The sequence below is a fragment of the Streptomyces changchenzhani genome, assembly GCF_039766235.1.
Lineage (GTDB): Bacteria > Actinomycetota > Actinomycetes > Streptomycetales > Streptomycetaceae > Streptomyces.
On sequence record NZ_JBDHNH010000010.1, the window covers coordinates 133,215 to 151,961 of the forward strand.

The following is an 18,747-nucleotide window of genomic DNA, read 5'->3' on the forward strand; positions in this document are numbered from 1 at the left end:
GGGATCAGCAGAATCAGGTACTCGGGGTCAGGTGAGCAGGAAGTCGGCCCGGCCGGCCTTGGCTCCCTGGATGAAGGCGGCGATCTCGCCGTTGGTGTAGATCAGCGCGGGTCCGTCGGGGTCGGCGGACTGGCGGACCGCGACCCGGCCGTCGGCCAGTTTCATGGCCTCGATGCAGTTGCCGCCGTTGCCGCCGCTCCACGGCTTGTACCAGCCTTCGGAGGGCAGTTGGCCCGCCGGCATGCCGTTGTATATGGGGTCCATCAGAGCTCCTTGCGGAGATTCTTCAGAATCTCCTTCGTGCGATGTGCGGTGGCGGCCTGCGCCGCCATGCGGTCCATGACTTCGAGGTGGGCTGCGACCTCGGGGCGCGCGTCGAGATACACGGCGCCGGTCAGGTACTCGCTGTAGACCATGTCCGGGAGTTCCGGTACGGCGAAGCGGAAGAGGACGAAGGGGCCGTACGTGCCGGGGTGATGACCGGTCGCGAACTCGGCGATCTGCACCGTGACGTTGGGCATCTCCACGGCGTCGATGAGGCGGTCGAGCTGCGCCGCCTGGACACCCGGGCCACCGACGGGCCGGCTCAGGACCGTTTCGTCCATGACCACCCACAGCTTCGGGGCGCCCGGCTGCGTGAGCAGACTCTGGCGCTCCATGCGCAGGGCCACGTGCCGCTCGATGTCCTCGGGTCTCGTCTGCCCCATGGCCCCGGTGCGCATGATCGCGCGGGCGTAGTCCTCGGTCTGCAACAGGCCCGGGACGAAGTGCGGTTCGTACGCCCTGATGAGCGCGGCCGCGCCCTCCAGGCTGACGTACATGCTGAACCAGTCGGGCAGGATGCCGTGGAAGCGCTGCCACCAGCCGGGCTTGTTGGCCTCCTCGGCCAGCTCGACAAAGGCCTGGGCCTCGTCCTCGGAGTTCCCGTACGCCTTCAACAGCAGCTGGATATAAGGAATTTTGAGAGCGACCTCGGCCGTCTCCATCCTGCGGATGGTGGCCGGGGCGACCCGGAGCACCTTGGCGGCCTCGTCGCGGCCCAGGCCTGCTCTCTCACGCAGATCCTGCAGGCGCTTGCCGAGAACGACCTGGCCCACAGTCGGGGCAGACCGCGGTTCGCTCACTTCAGACCTCCCCTGTGCTGGTGCCGAGCAGTGTGCCACGCACCTGCGGCTAAGGAAATGCCACTGTGGATATTTCAGAGTGCCCCTTGCCAAGTGTCGCGTTCGGAGGGAGAGTTACCCGGTGTAACACTTCACGCGGATGCCGCGCGCTGCCACGGGGGAAGCGCAATCGGCGCTGCCCCACCGTGAGGATCGCTCGTGGCACCAGGAAACACACTTGTACCCCGACTCATGGACCAATGCCGGGGTGCGGACATACGGCGGTACGGTTTCGAGTTACCCGCACGAGCCGAATATGTCTCGCGAGCAAGGCGTCTGACCCGCACTCAGCTGACCCGGTGGGGAATCGACGAGGACACCTGCGACATCGCGGCACTGATCGTCTCCGAGCTCGTCACCAACGCGGTGCTGCACACCGGGAGTGAGCATTTCGCCTGCGAGCTGCGCGACAGCGACGGCAGGCTGCGCGTCGCCGTTCAGGACCAGGGACAGCGGCCGACGGGCCCCAGGCTGCGCCAGGGCGCCGAGGACGAACACGGCCGCGGGCTCCAGCTCGTGGACACGCTGAGCAGCTTCTGGGGAACGCGTGACGTCGAGGACGGGCCAGGTCGCGTGGTCTGGGCGGAGCTGCCTTGCTGAGGACCGCTATGACCAACCTGCCGGCCGGCCGCCTCTCACGGGTACGCCGCACCAGCCACGGCGGGCGGGTCCGGCTGCCCGTCCCGCCCGGCCTGGCCACCCCGCTCGGCTGCGACGCGGTGGGGCTGCCGGCCCGGCACGGATTCAGGCTCCTGTCGCATCTGACGCGGCCCGGCTGCGTCTTCGCCGACGCCGACCTGTGGTGGTGGATCGTCCCTTCCCAGTCGGACCTCGGGCTCCCCTGGCCGTCGCCGGCCCGCTATGTCACCGGGGCGTACGTACCGGCCACGCACCCCCGCCTGATCCACTCGCCCGAGGGCACCGCGCCGTACACCCCGCCGATCCCGCTGTACCTGATGGTGTGCCGGCTCGCGGGCACCGCGCCCGTCTGGTCCTCGGCGTCGTGGCGGCGCCCCTGAGGCGGACCGGCGCCGCCGAGGCCTCTCGGCGCCGCTGAAGCACGGCGGCCCCGCACCCGTCGGTTCTCGGACACACCGTCACCCGAACGATGCGGCGCTCTGGACAGTGCGCGCCGTAGCGGGAGTGAATTCCTCCAGTGCCTTCAGCGGCACCGCCGTGCCCGCACCGTATCGGGCACCGTACCGGGAGGAACCTCCGCGCCATGAACAGACCGAGGCTGCGCAGACCCGTCGTCCACATCCTGACCGCCGTCGCCGTCGCGGCGAGCACCGTCCTCACGGCCGGGACGGCGTCCCACGCCGCCCCGGACACCGCACCGGCCGCTCCCGCCGCCACCGCTCCCGTCGTCACCTGGGCCGCAAGCACCGACCGGCTCAGCACCGCGGGCGCCGCCCCGGAGCGCACGTACCGGCTCATCGTCCGCACCAGCGCCGGCGGCAGCGGGCTGCGGATCCGGCTCTCCAACACCTTCGGCGACCAGCCGGTGACCTTCGGCCGCGCGTATGCCGGACTGCGTTCCACCGGGGCCGCGTTGGTGCCCGGCAGCAACCGGCCGCTGGCCTTTCGTGGCGCACCGACGGTGACCGTGGCGCCCGGCGGCTCCGTGTACAGCGATCCGCTGCCCGGCACGGTACGGCCGCAGTCCGATCTGGCCGTGAGCCTCTATGTGCGCAGCGCGGGCGGCGCCGCGACCGGCCACAAGATGGCCCTCCAGACCTCGTACATCGCCCCCGTCGGCAACCACGCCGCGGACGTCTCCGCCACGCCGTACACCCAGCAGATCACTTCCTGGTTCTACCTCGACGCGGTGACAGTGGGCGCCGGGCGCGGCACCGGGGCGGTGGCCACGCTCGGTGACTCGATCACCGACGGAGCCATCTCGACCGCGAACACCAACCGCCGCTGGCCGGACTTCCTCGCCCGCAGGCTGCTCGCCGACCCCGGCTCGCCCATCAAGGGCGTCGCCAACGAGGGGATCTCCGGCAACAAGATCCTGACCGACGGCTCCGGGCAGAGCGCGCTGAAGCGGCTCGACCGGGACGTCCTGTCGCAGCGGGGTGTGCGGACCATGATCCTACTGGAAGGGGTCAACGACATCAAGGCCAACCCCGCGCCGACCGCCGCCGCATTGATCGCGGCGTACGAGCAGCTCATCGGCCGGTCGCACGCGGCAGGCATCTGCGTCGTCGGCGCGACCGTCATGCCGTACGAGGGCTGGCGGGAGTGGAGCGAGAGCGGCGAGGCCGTCCGGCAGGAGGTCAACGCCTTCATCCGGCACAGCGGTGCCTTCGACGCCGTCGTCGACTTCGACGAGGCGCTCAAGGACCCCGTCGCCCCGAATCGGATGCTGCCCGCCTACGACAGCGGCGACCATCTGCATCCCAACGACGTGGGCATGCGGCTGATGAGCGACACGGTCGACGTGAGGGCGCTGGGCTGCGCGGGGCGGTAGCGGGGTGGGGGCGCCGCAGCGCGGGGCTGGTCCCCGACCCGCCGAAAATCAGCCTGTCCGGCGTTTGAGGACCGGGGTCTGGGGCGGAGCCCCAGTTCGGGAAGGGGCGGGTAGGGGACAGCGCCGCAGGCAACCCGCAGCTCGGCGACCCCTCAGCCCCGCACGCCCAGCCCCGGCAGGACCGCCGCCTCCAGGAACCGCACCAGATACGCCTCGTCCGCGTACGTCCCCTCCAGCATCGGCCGCGCCCGCATCACCCCCAGCAACTGCGCCGCGACGAACTCGCACGCCGGATTGCCCGCCGTGATCTCCCCCCGCGCCACCCCGCGCCGGATCATCGCCTCGATCGCCGCGACCTCCGGCTCCACCAGCGCCTCGCGCATGGCCTCAAGCAGGTCCGGGTTGTGCAGGGCCGCATGGCTGAGCGAGTGCATCAACAGCGTGTCGCGGCCGGCGGCCGCACCCGCCGCACCCGCGGCGGCGCGCAGGTCACCGGCGAGTGACCCGGTGTCGACGTCCGCGAGCTGTACGCACCGGGTGCCGCGCAGCGCGGCGGCGACGAGCTGGGGCTTGGTCTTCCACTGACGGTAGAGCGTCGACTTGCCGCACCTGATGCGCGCCGAGACGCCCTCCATGGTCAGGGCGTCGTAACCGCTCTCCCTGAGCAGGTCGAGTACGGCCTGGAAAAACTCCTGCTCGCGCTCCGGCGTGATCTTGGAACGGCGCACTGCGACCACCGGATCCTGCGGCGGCGACGGTGACGGCGGTTGCGACGGCATGACCTGTCCTCTCCACGATCCGCGCGGCTCCTTTTCGGGGCTCTCCACACTGTACCGATACGCCAGTGTACCGATACGGCGCCGTATCGGTACACTCGCGTATCGGTACACTCGCGTATCGATAGGGCATGGTGCAGACCAGGCCGCCGCAACCGCACATCGTGTCGTAATGCAAAGGGGCCGGGTGATGGACACCCGCACTGAGCCTGCCGAACGGGAGCCGGACACTACTGCCCGACCACCCCTCGTGCGCGAGTTCCTCCTCGTCGCGGGACTCTTCATCGTCTACAAGCTCGGACGTCAGGCCGCGAACGGCCATGTCTCCGACGCCTACCGCAACGCGGACCGCGTCTGGGACCTGGAACGGTTCGTCCACCTGCCGGACGAGGGTTCCGTGCAGGGTGTGCTGCTGCACAGTGAGTCGCTGGTCCGGTTCGCGAACACCTACTACGCGACCGTGCATTTTCCGGCGACCGTGGCCTTCCTGGTCTGGCTGTACTGGCGCCGTCCGGGCCACTACACGGGCGCCAGGCGCGCCCTGGCCGTGCTGACGGGCGCCGCGCTCGCGCTGCATCTGCTCATGCCCCTCGCCCCGCCGCGGATGCTCGGCGCGGCCGGTTTGATCGACACCGGGCAGGTCTACGGGCCGAGCGTGTACGGGGCGACACCCACCACCGACTCGGTGGCGAACCAGTTCGCGGCCATGCCCTCGCTGCACTTCGGCTGGGCCGTGATGGTCGCGGTGGGCCTCATCGCCGCCACCCGCGCGCGCTGGCGGTGGCTGTGGCTGCTGCACCCCCTGCTGACGCTTCTGGTGATCGTCGGCACGGCCAATCACTACTGGATCGACGCGATCGTGGCCGTGGTGCTGCTCGGCGTCGCCCTCGCCGTCACCCGGCAGCCGTACCGCGTCACCGCCCCGAGTGCCCGCCGCCCCTCCCCCGCACCGGTCGCCACCGCGTCAGTGGCCCCGCTGGCCGTCACCGGGGGCTCCCGGTGACGGCGACCGTCGTGGCTGTCGCCCTCTCGCTCGCCTCCGCCGTCGCCTACGCGAGCGCGGCGGTGACGCAGCAGCGTCTCGCCGCACGCAGCGAGCCCTCGGCGGGCGTACTCGCCCTGTTCGGCCGCGCCGCCTGGTGGGGCGCTGTCGGGCTGAACGCGGGCGGGGCGCTGCTGCACGTGGCGGCCCTCAGCTTCGGCCCGCTCACCCTCGTGCAGCCGCTCGGCGCACTCACCCTGGTCGCCGCCGTACCGCTGGGCGCGCGCCTCGCCGGGCGGCGCGTCACCCTCGTCGAGTTGCGCGGCACGGTCCTCACTCTGCTCGGGCTCGGCGCCCTGCTGCTCGCGGCGCAGGGCGCCGCACCGCACGAGACGCTCAGTCTGCCGGAAGCCCTGGGGGTCGCCGCCGTCACCATGACGCTGGTCACCGTGCTCACCCGGACCGGCTCCCGCCACCCGGGGCTGCGCCACGCCACCGCCTCCGGGTTCACCTCCGGAGTCGCGTCGGCGCTCACCCAGACCGTGACGGTGGCAGCCGCAGCCCATGGCGCCGGACCGTTGCTGACCTGGCGTATCGCGATTGTGGCGCTGCTCGTCGCGGGGCTCGCGGCGGGTGGACTGCTGCTGTCGCAGACCGCCTACCGTGGCGGCCTCGGCGGGCCGCTCGCCATGGTGACCCTCGCCAATCCGGTGGCCGCCGCGGTCATCGGTCTGGCGCTGCTCGGCGAGCGCCTCCAGGGGGGACCCGTGGGCCTGCTCCTGGCGCTCGTGGGTGCGGCGGCGGCGACACGCGGCGTACTCCTGCTGACCCGCGCACCGGCACCGGCAGCACCACTGGTGACGCCGATCCCGGCACCATCACCCGCCCCCGCCCTCGCGCCCCGGCCCGCGCTGTCATCCGGGCCGGCTCAGGCTCTGAGCCGGACAAGGGCGTGTGTACCGCTGGTGCGCCACGGGCGCCCCGTCGCGTCGAGCTCCGCGACCGTACTCGCGGAGAGACCGGTGACGACGTCGGACTTCAAGGTGCGCAGCGCGGCGACCGGGCCGGGGAAGTAGCCGGTGACCTCGCCGAAGGGGAGGGTGGCCGGCCAGTGCCGGTCGCCCACCAGGCGACGGTAGTTCAGGTCACCCTTCATGATCGTGAGCGTGGCGGACGCGAAGTCCTCACGAAGGTCGGCGGGCATGTCGGCATACGGGAGGGGCGCGCACGAGAACGGATGCGCCCGCAGGACCAGACGCCCGTCGGTCACGGCCCCGCGCAGCCGCTCGGCGATGCCCGCCGCCCGGCCGCCCGCGGCCGCCATCCGCGCCAGGCACCCGAGTACGTCGGCCGTCGTCGCGTCGGAGATGTAGTACGGGTGCGGTTTGATGTGCAGCGTCACGGATGTGGCGCGGCCCGTGGTGAGCAGATGGTCGGCGAGCACCAGGTCGGGCAGCAGCTCGGCCCCCGCGTTGTCCGCTACCAGGCACACCTTCCCCGGCCGCCCGTCGCCCAGCAGGCCCCACAGTGCGGCCGTGTCGTCCGCGACCAGCCCGGTGACCCGCTCCCCCAGGCCCGCCTCCCCGGCCGACAGCTGGAATCCGAGGTCGGCGCGGTTTCCCCAGAGCGACGCGTGCAGCAGCGTGATGTCCTGCTGTTCCGGGGGGAGTTCGGGGACGCCGTCGAGCGCGGCCAGTTCCGCGTCGAGCTTCGCTCCGGCGAGCTCGGCGTGCTTGAACGGTGCGAACGGGTCGATGCCCTGCCAGGCCCCCGGCGCGAAGTGGCCCAGCACTCCGAGCAGTTTGCGGTAGAAGAAGCTCTCCGCCCACAGGAACGGCGCGTCCGTCCAGGGGCGCCCCAGGTATCCCTCGTCCCACTGCCGCCACCCAGCGGCGTCCGCCTCGTCCTCGCCGATGGGCTCCATCACATCCTTGGTGATCTCCTGCAGCAGCCCGTCCAGGGCGCGTTGCTGCTCCGGCGGATAGGCGGTGGCCCGGCGTACCCGCTCGATCAGCGCGGGGTGCCGTTCGACCAGGACGCTCCGGGCGAAGGAACCTGCGGCATTGCTGACGACGACAGGGGCGTCCCCGCCCGCGTCTGACTGCCTGGACTGCCTGGACTGCGGCATACGGTGTCGACTCCTTCGAGAGGTTCCGCTCGGTGGCGTACGCATCATCCCGCGTCCCCCGCGCCACAAAGCCGTAACACCGCACCACTTGTGTACGGAGCCCGTCCCCGGACAGGGTCGTGATCATGACTCAGACCCTCGCGCCGACCCGCCGACCCGTCCGGCAGCTGATGGCCGCCTCCGTGGGCAACGCCGTCGAGTGGTACGACTGGTACGCGTACACCTTCCTCGCCACGTATATCGCGGGCCAGATCTTCCCCCCAGGCGCCGGGAATTCGCTGGTCCCCCTGTTGTCCACCTTCGCCGTCTTCGCGGTGGGCTTCTTCATGCGGCCGGTCGGCGGACTGCTGATGGGCGCCGTCGCGGACCGGCACGGCCGACGGGCCGCGCTGACCGTCACCATCCTCCTGATGGGCGGCAGCAGCCTGCTGGTGGGCCTGACCCCGACGTACGCATCCGTGGGCGTCCTCGCTCCGGTGGTGCTGGTGTGCGCCCGGCTGCTCCAAGGGCTCTCCGTGGGCGGGGAGTTCGCCGCCTCCACCACCTTCCTGGTCGAGTCGGCGGGACCGGGGCGGCGCGGTCTGTTCTCCAGCTTCCAGTACGTCTCCACCACCGCGGGCCAGCTCGCCGCGTCCGGCATCGCCGCGCTTCTCGTCGGCAACCTCGCCGACCCGCAGATGGAGGGGTGGGGCTGGCGCGTCCCGTTCGTGCTGGGCGCCGTCCTGAGCCTGGTCGGGTTCTGGATTCGGCGCGGGGCCCAGGAGACGCTCTCCGAGGAACGCTCGAAAGGGCCGCGCCCCGGTCTTTTCGACGCCCTGCGGCAACACCCGCGCCAGTCCCTGCTGATCTGCGGAATCACGGCGGGCGGCACTCTCGCGTACTACACCTGGACGTCCTATCTGCCGACGTACGCCGAGCTCAACGCGGGGACATCGAAGTCCGACGCGCTGCTCGCCGGCACGCTCTCACTGGCCTTCTTCGCGCTGCTCCAGCCGCTGGGCGGAATGCTCTCCGACCGCTTCGGCCGCAAACCGCTGCTGCTCTTCTTCGGCCTGGGCTTCGCCCTGCTCAGCGTCCCGCTGCTGCGTTCCCTCAACGGCACCTTCACCTCGCTGCTGCTGGTGCAGTGCGCGGGCATGGTGCTGCTCACCGGGTTCACATCGATCTCGGCGGCCGTCAATGCGGAGCTGTTCCCGGCCCGGGTCCGCGCGGCGGGCATCGGCTTTCCGTACTCGCTCACGGTTGCGCTCTTCGGCGGTACGGCGCCGTATGTGGGCACGCTCTTCAAGGAGATGGGCCGTCCCGGGCTCTTCCCCTGGTACGTGGCCGTGCTGTGCCTGGTGTCGTCGGCGGTGTACTTCCGGCTGCCGGAGAGCGCGCACAACGAGCTGGAGCGCTGAGCGCCGGACAGCCTCCGGCCGCTCGGTGCCTCAGGCTTTCGGCCCCGCGGCCAGTGCCTGCCTGGCCAGCGCCACCAGGCCGTCGGCGCTGCACACCTCGGCCAGGGCCAGACCGCGGGTCAGCTCGGCGGCGGACCCGGCGGCGATCCCGTACTCGACGCGGGCGAGTGCGTGCTCGTACCTGCAGGGGGAGGCTTCGAGGAACGCCACTGCCTTGGCCAGCAGTTCGACGGCCCGCTCGCCCGTCTCCAGGGCGGCCGCGCAGCGCAGTGACTCGCCGATGGCCGTGTCCGTGCCGAAGCGCTCGGCGCGGTCGCGGACGTAGGCGGCGAGATCGGCCGCGCGCTCCGGGTCGTCCGCGGCCACCGCGCGGGCCAGGTCACTCGCCCACGGGGCCATGACCCCGTTGTGCCGGCCGCGCGCCTTCAGCACCTCACCCGCCGCTTCCAGCTCGACGACGGCTTCCTTGGTACGGCCCTGGGCCAGCAGCAGCCGACCTCGTACGGACATCGCGTCCGGGATCACTATCGAGGAGGGGTAGGGCGGAACGAACGCACAGCGGTCGGCGGCCTCCTGGGCCGCGTCGATCCGGCCCCGGGCGAGCAGCGTGTCGATCAGCATGCACGCGGCGTCCCAGTGCATCGGCAGGCCGTTGCCGACGCGCTCGGCGAGACGCAGGCTCTCGCGCAGATACGCCTCGGCCTCCGCGAGGTTGCCGCGCCTGCGCTGCAGATAGCCGATGAGGGCATGCGCGAAGGCCAGGTGGCCGCCGCTCCAGCCGGAGATCTCGAACGCCCGCAGCGCCTCACTGAACAGGCTCTCGGCCCGGTCGAGCCGGTCCGCGAACGCGTAGGTGAGCCCCAGCAGGGCCGGCGGCTCGAAGCCCCACTCCGTGTTGGTCCAGCCCAGGCCGGGCGCGAGCTTCCCGTCGGGCAGCGCACGGTCGCAGATCTGGATGATCTCTTCGGCGTTCTCCCCGCGGGCGGCCCTGTCGAAGGCCCTCAGTATCAGCAGGGCCCGTTCGGAGTTGTCCCGGCCGGGGAGCCCGTCGGCCATCTCGGCGAGCCTGCGGGAGCGCCCCGGGCCGTCGTCCTCGCTCGCCTGCACCCCTTCCCAGAGGAAGTGCACGGCCTGCAGGCGCATCCTGGCCGGACCGGGAGCGGTCCTGGCGGCCTCGGCGGCGACCACCTGCGCCGCCTCGCGGGTCTGGTTGTTGTGGGTGAGCGCCTGCGAGAGCCGGAAGACGACGTCGACGCGCTGGGCGGCGTCAAGACCCGGCATGTCGAGCGCGGCCCGCAGATGGCCGACCGTGGTGGCGGGCGAGGTCAGCAGGGTGGCGCAGCCCAGTTCGTACAGCACGTGGGCCTGTACTTCGGGCAACGGCGGTTCCTGCAGGGCCCGCTCCAGGCAGCGCCGGGCGGCGTCCGGGGCGCCCACCGCGAGATGCTCGGCAGCGGCGTCACGCAGTTGTGCGACGAGCTCCGGATCGTCGTCCGGATGCACTTCGAGCAGGTGCCTGGCGGCGGCTGCCGGGCCACGCCCGGCCCGGGTGACCGCCCAGGCGGCGCGGCCGTGCATGGCGGTGCGGGTCGCGGGCTGGATGGCGCGGTAGACGGCGCCGGCGATGAGCGGGTGGACGAACTCCATCGGATCGGTCCCGATCAGGATGCGGGCCGCCCGCAGCCGATCGGCGCACTCGGCTGCCTCGGCCGGGCCCAACACGGCCAGCGAGGCGGCGAGTTCCAGGGAGATGTCGGTGCCGAGGATGGCCGCCGCCCAGGCGAACCGGGTGGTCGTGGTGCCCATTTCCTCCAGCCTGGCGATCAGCCCGGTGCCGCGCGCCGAGGCCCCCAGGGCGCGCAGCGCGCCCGCCGATCCCTCGACGGGATCCAGGTCCTCGTCGCGCACCTTGGCGAGGAGTTCCACGGTCTCGTACAGATTGCCGCCGGTGACCGCCCACACCTCGCGGCAGAACGGGTCGTCCGCGTGCTCGCCGACGGTGGCCCTGGCGAGACTCGCGGTGGCCTCGGGGGTGAGTTCCCGCAGCACCACGCACTGCCGTGCGGCCGATTCGATGGTGCGGATGTACTCCGCGGTGTCACCGACCGGTTCCTCGGTGCGGTACGCGATGACGACGAGCACGGGGAGCCCGCCACCGCGCTGGACGAAGGAGGCCAGCCAGCCGAGGGTTTCCCGGTCGGACCAGTGCGCGTCGTCGATGACCAGGACGAGCGGGCGGTGTATGTCGGCGAGCCGCAGGACCAGGGCGTCCAGGCCGTCGCGGACACCCTGCGGGTCGGCCTGCCCGCCCGGTGGGGTCACGCCGAGCGCGGGTCCCACGATGTCGTACCAGTCGCCGAGCAGTTCCCGGGGGTCCACGACTCCCTGCACGTTCAGGGCGATCTGCATCAGCTGTCGTACGACGTGGAAAGGGACGGAGGTGACCGTCTCGCCGCCACGCGCGGACCACACCGTGCAACGCCCGGCGGCGATCCGCCGTAACTCGGACAGCAGCGCTGTCTTTCCCAGTCCCGCCTCACCGCTGTAGACCAGAACTCCACCGGCGGGTGTGTCCGCGCACAAGGCCTCAACGGCTCGCGCGGCAGCGGCGAGCTCCGTCTCACGCTCCAACAGCGGGACGGTGACCGGGTGCTCCGGCAGGGGCACCATCATCCCTCCCCCACAGTGGCGGACCTCAAGCGTATGCCCGCGGGGCGGTCGGCGGAATCGATCCACCCACTTTGGGCCGGGACGGGTGACGGCCGTTGACGCCTCCCGTCGCGTGCGGCGGAGCGAACGGGTCCGTTACGGGCCGGGGCGGCGCGGCTGTTCTCGGCTGCCGCGCCCGAGGTCAGCCCCGGGGTCACGACCCGTCACCGTGCCGGACGGCGACCGCGGCGGCGAACCCCTCCGGCGCGTCAACGTCATGGATGGTCCATCCCACCGGATGGGACACCGGCACCGGGCCGGTGCCGAGAAGGTCGAGTGCGGGGCTGCGGGCGAGACCGGTGCCGATGCCCTTGAGATACGACTCCTTGCGCGACCAGGCCCGCGCGAAGCCGGCCGGCCGCTCGGCCTCGGGCAGGGCCGCGAGTTCCGCGATCTCGGTGGGGTGCAGCACGCCGGTGATCTCCCGGGCGTGCTCGGGCCGCGGGACGGCCTCGATGTCCACTCCCACCGGCAGCGCCGCGCAGGCGAGCAGCGCCAGGTCTCCGCTGTGCGACAGCGAGAAGTGGATGCGCCCGTCCCCCGTCACGGGCCGCCCGTGCGGACCGCCGCAGGACACGCAGGGCTCACGGCGCAGCGGCACTTCGGCGGGTCCGACGCCGAGGCAGGAGCCGAGAAACACCCGCAGGGCGACGTGCGCGGTGATGTAGCACCTGCGGTCGGCCTCCCGCCGGAACGCCGCCGCCCGCCGCTTCTCCTCGGCGTCGAGCACCGCGGCGGCGAGCCGCTGGGCGGCATCCCCGTGCCGGACCGCGTCGAGGGCCCACAGCACCGGCCTGCCGGGGTCCGCCGGCAGCGCGAGCCGCTCCATGGGCTCGTCCAGCGCCTGGGTCACGGTCGAGTACCTCACGGTTCGGTTCACGCGCCGAGCATAGGCAGCGCCGTTGTCAGTCGATGGAGAGGCCCTCGGCGACGTGCGCCATGGCGTCGAGCACCGGCCGGATCAGCGGATGCCGGTCGGCCCCGCGGCGTACGGCGGCGAACACCCGGCGCGTCGGCGCGGGGCCCGCGACCGGGCGTACGACCGCGTCCTTCAGCTCCATGCCACGCAGCGCCGAGCGCGGGACGAGTGCCACTCCGGCGCCCGCTCCGGCGAGGGCGACCACGGCCCGGAAGTCGTCGGACGAGTGCGTCAACCGCGGCTGGAATCCGGCGAGTTCGCAGGCGAGCAGCATCACGTCGTGGCAGGGGTTGCCGGGGTAGGGGCCGATCCAGTCGCTGTCGGCGAGCTCGGCGAGGGACACATGGGCGCCCTGGGTCAGCGGATGCGCGGCGTGCAGCACGGCGTCGAACGGCTCGGCGTAGAGCGGCACGCGGGCGAGCCGGGGGTCGTTCTTGTGGGGCGCGCCCCGGTATTCGACGGCGAGCGCCAGGTCGGCCTCCCCGTCGAGCAGCAGCGGAAGGCTCTCGTCGCCCTCGGCGTCGCGCACCCGTACCCGGATGCCCGGGTGCCGGTCGGCGAGGTGTCCGATGGCGGGGGCCAGGACCTCGGCGATGCCGGTGGCGAAGGCGGCCACCCTGACCTCGCCCGCCTCTCCCCCGGCATGCGCGGCGAGCTCGGCCTCGGCGCGCTCCAGCTGCGCGAGCACGGCGTGCGTGTGCGCCAGCAGGATCTCACCGGCGGCGGTGAGGCCGACGCCGCGGCTGCTGCGGGTCAGCAGGCTGTGGCCGGTCTCCTGCTCCAGGGCGGCCAGCTGCTGGGAGACGGCGGAGGGCGTCAGATACAGGGCGGCGGCCGCGGCGGTCACCGTTCGGTGGTCCGCCACGGCCCGCAGGATCCGCAGGCGCCGGGGGTCGATCACTCCCGCATTCTCCCTGCCCGGCGGCGGGAACCGCGAATGGGGTGCCTCGGCGCGTGACCTGCCGGGACCTGCCGGGAGCTGCCGGGAGCTGCCGTGACCTGCCGGGAGCTATTCGGCGGCCAACGCCTCCCGTGCGTCGATGAACGCGGCGACGGCCCGCTCCACGTCGGCGGTGGAGTGCGCGGCGGACAGCTGGACCCGGATCCGGGCCTTGCCGTGCGGGACGACCGGGTAGGAGAAGCCGACGACGTATACGCCGCGCTCCAGCAGCAGGTCGGACATCCGGGCGGCCTCGGCGGCGTCGCCGATCATCACGGGGGCGATGGCGTGGTCGCCGGGGAGGATGTCGAAGCCGGCCTCGCCCATCTTCGTACGGAACAGCTTGGTGTTCGCGGCGAGCCGTTCGCGCAGGTCACCGGCGGACTCAAGCAGGTCGAGGACCGTGAGGGAGGCGGCGGCGATGACCGGGGCGAGGGAGTTGGAGAAGAGGTACGGGCGGGAGCGCTGGCGCAGCAGGGCGACGATCTCGGCGCGCGCGGCGACATAGCCGCCGGAGGCGCCGCCGAGTGCCTTGCCGAGGGTGCCGGTGATGATGTCGACGCGGTCCATCACGCCGTGCAGCTCGGGGGTGCCGCGGCCGCCGGGGCCGACGAAGCCGACGGCGTGCGAGTCGTCGACCATGACCATGGCGTCGTAGCGGTCGGCGAGGTCGCAGATCTCGGCGAGCGGGGCGACGTAACCGTCCATGGAGAAGACGCCGTCGGTCACGATGAGCTTGCGGCGGGCGCCCTGCGCCTCCTTGAGCTGCTGCTCCAGGTCGGCGAGGTCACGGTTGGCGTACCGGAAGCGGCGGGCCTTGGAGAGGCGGATGCCGTCGATGATGCTGGCGTGGTTCAGGGCGTCGGAGATGACGGCGTCCTCGGGGCCGAGGAGGGTCTCGAAGACGCCGCCGTTGGCGTCGAAGCAGGAGGAGTAGAGGATCGTGTCCTCCTGGCCGAGGAACTCCGACAGGCGCTGCTCCAGCTCCTTGTGGATCTCCTGGGTGCCGCAGATGAAGCGCACGGACGCCATGCCGTAGCCCCAGCGGTCGAGGGCGGCCTTGGCGGAGGCGACGACCTCGGGGTGGTCGGCAAGGCCGAGGTAGTTGTTGGCGCAGAAGTTGAGGACTTCACCGGGGCGGCCACCGGCGGTGACGGCGACGGAGGCGGACTGCGGGGTGCCGATGACCCGCTCGGGCTTGAAGAGACCGGCGGAGCGGATCTCGTCGAGGTCGGTGCGCAGGTCGTCGCGGACGGACGCGTACATGGAGGGCTCCTTGCGAGGTTCCGGGGAATGGCCGGTCGGGCGCGGGACCGGTCGAGCGGTCGGACGTGTGAGTTGGGTCAGGCGTGTCAGGCGTGTCAGGCGTGTCAGGCGGTCCAGTCGAGGATGATCTTGCCGCTGCGGGCCGTGGCGGCCTCGTCGAACGCGGCGTCGAAGTCCTGGTAGCCGTAACTGCCGGTGATCACCGGGGCGAGATCGAGGCCGCCTTCGAGCAGGACGGTCATCGCGTACCAGGTCTCGAACATCTCGCGGCCGTAGATGCCCTTGACCGTGATCATCGAGGTGACGATCTTCGACCAGTCGACCGCGAACTCCTCGGCGGGCAGTCCCAGCATGGCGATCCGGCCGCCGTGCGTCATGTTGGCGACCATGTCGCGCATCGCCTCGGGGCGGCCGGACATCTCCAGGCCGATGTCGAAGCCCTCCTTGAGGCCGAGCTGCCGCTGCGCCTCGGCGATGGAAGTCTCGGCGACATTGACCGCGAGGGTCGCGCCGACCCTGCGGGCGAGTTCGAGGCGGGACGGGCTGATGTCGGTGATCACGACACTGCGTGCGCCCGCGTGGCGGGCGACCGCGGCCGCCATGATGCCGATCGGACCCGCACCGGTGATCAGTACGTCCTCGCCGACCAGCGGGTACGTCAGGGCCGTGTGCACGGCGTTGCCGAACGGGTCGAAGATGGCTGCGATGTCGAGGTCGACCTTGCCCCGGTGCACCCACACGTTCGACGCGGGCAGCGACACGTACTCGGCGAAGGCGCCGTCGCGGCCGACCCCGAGCCCGACGGTGCTGCGGCACAGGTGCCTGCGGCCGGCCAGACAGTTGCGGCACTTGCCGCAGACCAGGTGCCCCTCGCCGCTCACCAGGTCACCGACCGCGATGTCGCTGTCGCGCACGTCGGAGCCGACCGCGGCGACCTCCCCGACGAACTCGTGGCCGAGGACGCGGGGCGTGGTGACGGCCTGCTGGGCCCAGCCGTCCCACGAGCGGATGTGCAGGTCGGTGCCGCAGATCCCGGTGCGCAGCACCTTGATCAGCACATCGCCGGGGCCGGTCTCGGGCTCGGGCACATCCATGAGCCACAGGCCGGGCTCGGCCTTCTGCTTGACAAGGGCCTTCATCGCTGCGGCTCCAGGCGTGGGGGACTGATCGTGAACGTCCCCCAATGTGCCGAGCCCGGACCGCCGAGTCCATCGAGGATTTCTTAACCGGGTCAACAGCGGAGCTTCACGACCCGCGTCACGACCCGGTGCGCGACGTCATACGCCTTGCCCGTTTCCGGTGCCCTTGGCGGCCTTGATGCCGTCCGTGATCTTGTCCATGACGGGCAGACCGGGCGCCTTGTCGCTGACGTCGAACCCCGAACGGACGATGACCAGCAAACCCTTGACGCTCGGTGACGGGAAGGCGAGCGACTGCACATAGCCGTCGTCGCCCTTCTGCGTCACGACCTTCCAGCGCACCAGATAGCCCTTCTGCCCGGCGACCTCGACGGCCTCGGCCTTCAGCTGCTCGTGCGAGGTGATCTTTCCGTAGCTCTTGCCGCCGTACGACTCCTTCGCGTTGCCCGCGATGTCCGCCTCGGCAGCCGCCTTGGCGCCGGTGGCCTTGGAGCCCAGGGCGAGCGCCGGAGCCGAGAAGACCCCACCGCGCTGGCAGGACTCCTTGGCGTCGCCGGGGCAGGGGTGCTCGCCGGTACTCAGAGTCGCGCCCACCTGCCCGGACTTTCCGGTCCAGCCGTCGGGCACCGGAAGGCTGACGCCCGCAGCCCCGTCGGTGGCGAATCCGTCCTCGGCGGGCGGCGCCTCGGGCGCGGCGCTCTCGCCACCGGGACCGCCGGGCACCTTCGGCGCCTCCGGGGCCTGCCCCTCACCGCCGCCGTTGCCTCTGTCGCCGCCGTCCGGCGAGGGCGCGGCCGAGGAGCCCGCAGCCCTACGGTCCCGCCCGGAGTCGTCCGAACTCCCCAGCAGATACGCGCCGCCCGCGACCGCGGCCAGCACCGCGACGGCCACGGCCGCGGCGACTGCCGTACGGGCCCGACGGTTCTGCGCCTTCGGCTCCGGGGGAGGCCACGCGGCTCCGGGCCCGGGTATCTCGGGCACCTGCGGCGGGGGCGCGGGGCGTGTCTCGTCGGTCCACCGGCTGCCGTCCCACCAGCGTTGGAGGACCGGTCCTTCACCTGTGTGCCCGGGGTCGGAGTGCCAGCCGGGCGGAGTCTGATGCGTCACGGAACTCACCGTAGGAGCACTGCGTGAAGAACACATGAGAGGTACGCGCCCGCTCCTCGGCGCTCTGCCGCTACTCAGTGGTGCCCGTCACCGCTGTTGATGGCCCGGTACTCCTCCACGGTGGGCTTGGGCACGTGCGACCCGGGGCCGTACATGGCCCGCGCGAGACGGGCCCGCAGCAGCTCGGAGCGCTTGAACTTGCGCTTGACTCCGTTGGCGTCGACCCGCGGCCCCAACTCGAAGGGCGCGGGCTGCTCGTACGCGGTGAGGGTGTGCAACTGCGCCTGCGACAAAGGCTCGTGGACCTCGACGTACTCGCCGTGCGGCAACCGCTTGATGATGCCGCTCTCCCTGCCGTGCAATGCCTTGTCCCGGTCGCGGCGCTGAAGTCCCAAGCAGATCCGCCGGGTGACGATGAAGGCCAGTACCGGGCCGACGAAGACCCCGATCCGCACAAGCCAGGTGATCGCGTTGATGGAGAGCTGGAAGCGGGTGGCCACGATGTCGTTGCCGCCGCCGATCAGCAGGACGAAGTACAGCGTCAGCCAGGCGACGCCGAGCGACGTACGGACCGGTGCGTTGCGCGGGCGCTGCGCGATGTGGTGTTCGCGCTTGTCCCCGGCGACCCAGGCCTCGATGAACGGATACACCGCGATGGCCATCATGACCAGCGGGAAGAGCGAGAAGGGGATGAAGACCCCGAGTTGGAGCGTGTGCCCCCACGCACTGATCTCCCAGGCGGGCATCACCCGGATCAGCCCCTCGGAGAACCCCAGATACCAGTCGGGCTGGGCCCCCGTGGAGACCAGATCGGGACGGTAAGGGCCCAGCAGCCAGACCGGGTTGATCTGGAACAGTCCGGCGACGATCGCGACGACACCGAAGACCAGGAAGAAGAAACCGCCCGCCTTGGCGATGTAGATGGGCATGAACGGCGCGCCCACCACGTTCTTCTCGGTCCGTCCGGGACCGGCGAACTGGGTGTGCTTGTGGTAGAAGACCAGGATCAGATGGGCGACGACCAGCCCCAGCATGATCCCTGGCAGCAACAGTACGTGCACCGAGAAGAGCCGCGGAATGATGTCGTCGCCGGGGAACTCTCCGCCGAAGAGGAAGAAGGAGAGATACGTCCCCACCACCGGCACCGACAGGATCGCGCCCTGCGCGAAGCGGAGTCCCGTGCCGGACAGCAGGTCGTCGGGGAGCGAGTAGCCGGTCAGCCCCGTGATGATGCCAAGCATCAACAGGGTCCAGCCGAAAAGCCAGTTGATCTCGCGCGGCCTGCGGAAGGCTCCGGTGAAGAACACCCGCATCATGTGCGCGAGCATCCCGGCGACGAAGATGAGCGCGGCCCAGTGGTGGATCTGCCGGATCAGCAGCCCGCCGCGCACCTCCATGCTGATGTCCACCGTGGACTCGAAGGCCCGGGTCATGCGGATGCCGTTCAGGGGTGTGTACACACCGTCGTAGACGACCTCCATACCGCTCGGCTCGAAGAAGAGCGTCAGATAGACCCCGGTGAGGATCAGGATGAGAAAGCTGTAGAGGCAGATCTCGCCGAACATGAACGACCAGTGGTCGGGGAAGATCTTGCGCAGCTGGCTCTTCGCCAGCGTGTGGATGCCGAGGCGTCCGTCGGCCCAGTCGGCGACCCGCTCGCCCTTGCCCGGCTGCGCCGGTCGTCCGTCGTGCCGAGTGCGCTCGATCCCGCTGCTCATGCGTCCTCCCTCGGCCCCGCAGGCGGA

General features: G+C 71.4%; 16 protein-coding genes and 1 pseudogene. 6 read left to right on the forward strand and 11 right to left on the reverse strand.

Annotation, left to right across the window (positions count from 1 at the left end):
- Window positions 1-27 precede the first annotated feature (27 nt).
- Both ABCR94_RS29055 and ABCR94_RS29060 read right to left on the reverse strand, forming a co-directional pair.
- On the reverse strand, window positions 28-264 hold the full coding sequence (locus ABCR94_RS29055) for a DUF397 domain-containing protein (RefSeq protein WP_347123306.1): 237 nt from the start codon (window positions 262-264) through the stop codon (window positions 28-30).
- Complete coding sequence (locus ABCR94_RS29060; protein ID WP_347123307.1) at window positions 264-1,124, reverse strand: Sco1979 family transcriptional regulator; 861 nt, start codon at window positions 1,122-1,124, stop codon at window positions 264-266. The genes ABCR94_RS29055 and ABCR94_RS29060 overlap by 1 nt, the downstream gene beginning before the upstream one ends.
- A 198-nt stretch (window positions 1,125-1,322) precedes the next feature.
- On the opposite strand from ABCR94_RS29060, the gene ABCR94_RS29065 reads away from it, so the two are divergent.
- From ABCR94_RS29065 to ABCR94_RS29075, 3 genes are all read left to right on the forward strand, one after another.
- Entirely contained in the window at window positions 1,323-1,763 is a 441-nt protein-coding gene (locus tag ABCR94_RS29065) for an ATP-binding protein (RefSeq protein WP_347123308.1), read from the forward strand.
- Window positions 1,757-2,182: a hypothetical protein gene (locus ABCR94_RS29070; RefSeq protein WP_521978064.1), complete on the forward strand. Its 426-nt coding sequence runs from the start codon at window positions 1,757-1,759 to the stop codon at window positions 2,180-2,182. Before ABCR94_RS29065 ends, ABCR94_RS29070 begins: the two co-directional genes overlap by 7 nt.
- Before the next feature lie 203 nt (window positions 2,183-2,385).
- Complete coding sequence (locus ABCR94_RS29075) at window positions 2,386-3,636, forward strand: SGNH/GDSL hydrolase family protein (RefSeq protein ID WP_347123311.1); 1,251 nt, start codon at window positions 2,386-2,388, stop codon at window positions 3,634-3,636.
- 152 nt (window positions 3,637-3,788) lie between these two features.
- On the opposite strand, the gene ABCR94_RS29080 is transcribed toward ABCR94_RS29075, so the two are convergent.
- Window positions 3,789-4,415, reverse strand: coding sequence for a TetR/AcrR family transcriptional regulator (locus ABCR94_RS29080; protein WP_347123312.1), 627 nt, complete (start codon window positions 4,413-4,415; stop codon window positions 3,789-3,791).
- A gap of 184 nt (window positions 4,416-4,599) precedes the next feature.
- On the opposite strand from ABCR94_RS29080, the gene ABCR94_RS29085 reads away from it, so the two are divergent.
- Together ABCR94_RS29085 and ABCR94_RS29090 are read left to right on the forward strand one after the other, a co-directional pair.
- Window positions 4,600-5,415, forward strand: a complete 816-nt coding sequence (locus ABCR94_RS29085) for a phosphatase PAP2 family protein (protein ID WP_347123604.1) — start codon at window positions 4,600-4,602, stop codon at window positions 5,413-5,415.
- Complete coding sequence (locus ABCR94_RS29090) at window positions 5,412-6,470, forward strand: DMT family protein (RefSeq protein ID WP_347123314.1); 1,059 nt, start codon at window positions 5,412-5,414, stop codon at window positions 6,468-6,470. The genes ABCR94_RS29085 and ABCR94_RS29090 overlap by 4 nt, the downstream gene beginning before the upstream one ends.
- Here the strand turns inward: ABCR94_RS29090 and ABCR94_RS29095 are convergent.
- A pseudogene (locus ABCR94_RS29095) lies at window positions 6,461-7,570 on the reverse strand (damage-control phosphatase ARMT1 family protein); the annotation flags it as partial. The gene ABCR94_RS29090 and the pseudogene ABCR94_RS29095 sit on opposite strands and share 10 nt — an antisense overlap.
- Window positions 7,571-7,647: 77 nt before the next feature.
- Here ABCR94_RS29095 and ABCR94_RS29100 point away from each other — a divergent pair.
- The gene (locus tag ABCR94_RS29100) at window positions 7,648-8,922 is read left to right on the forward strand and encodes an MFS transporter (RefSeq protein WP_347123315.1); all 1,275 of its coding nucleotides are present in this window, start codon (window positions 7,648-7,650) and stop codon (window positions 8,920-8,922) included.
- 30 nt (window positions 8,923-8,952) lie between these two features.
- Here the strand turns inward: ABCR94_RS29100 and ABCR94_RS29105 are convergent, their stop codons facing one another.
- From ABCR94_RS29105 to qcrB, 7 genes are all read right to left on the reverse strand, one after another.
- Entirely contained in the window at window positions 8,953-11,592 is a 2,640-nt protein-coding gene (locus ABCR94_RS29105) for an ATP-binding protein (protein ID WP_347123317.1), read from the reverse strand.
- Window positions 11,593-11,785: 193 nt separating this feature from the next.
- Complete coding sequence (locus ABCR94_RS29110; protein WP_347123319.1) at window positions 11,786-12,511, reverse strand: 4'-phosphopantetheinyl transferase family protein; 726 nt, start codon at window positions 12,509-12,511, stop codon at window positions 11,786-11,788.
- Between the two features lie 25 nt (window positions 12,512-12,536).
- Window positions 12,537-13,451 carry a LysR family transcriptional regulator gene (locus tag ABCR94_RS29115; RefSeq protein ID WP_347123321.1) on the reverse strand — a complete coding sequence of 305 codons (915 nt, stop codon included), beginning with the start codon at window positions 13,449-13,451 and terminating at the stop codon, window positions 12,537-12,539.
- Window positions 13,452-13,559: 108 nt separating this feature from the next.
- Window positions 13,560-14,756, reverse strand: coding sequence for a glycine C-acetyltransferase (locus ABCR94_RS29120; protein WP_347123323.1), 1,197 nt, complete (start codon window positions 14,754-14,756; stop codon window positions 13,560-13,562).
- A gap of 104 nt (window positions 14,757-14,860) precedes the next feature.
- Window positions 14,861-15,895 carry an L-threonine 3-dehydrogenase gene (gene tdh, locus ABCR94_RS29125; RefSeq protein ID WP_347123325.1) on the reverse strand — a complete coding sequence of 345 codons (1,035 nt, stop codon included), beginning with the start codon at window positions 15,893-15,895 and terminating at the stop codon, window positions 14,861-14,863.
- Between the two features lie 138 nt (window positions 15,896-16,033).
- Window positions 16,034-17,002 (reverse strand): DUF2510 domain-containing protein, encoded by a 969-nt coding sequence (locus tag ABCR94_RS29130; protein ID WP_347123327.1) that lies wholly within the window; start codon window positions 17,000-17,002, stop codon window positions 16,034-16,036.
- Between the two features lie 74 nt (window positions 17,003-17,076).
- Complete coding sequence (gene qcrB, locus ABCR94_RS29135) at window positions 17,077-18,720, reverse strand: cytochrome bc1 complex cytochrome b subunit (protein ID WP_347123329.1); 1,644 nt, start codon at window positions 18,718-18,720, stop codon at window positions 17,077-17,079.
- Between the last annotated feature and the right edge of the window lie 27 nt (window positions 18,721-18,747).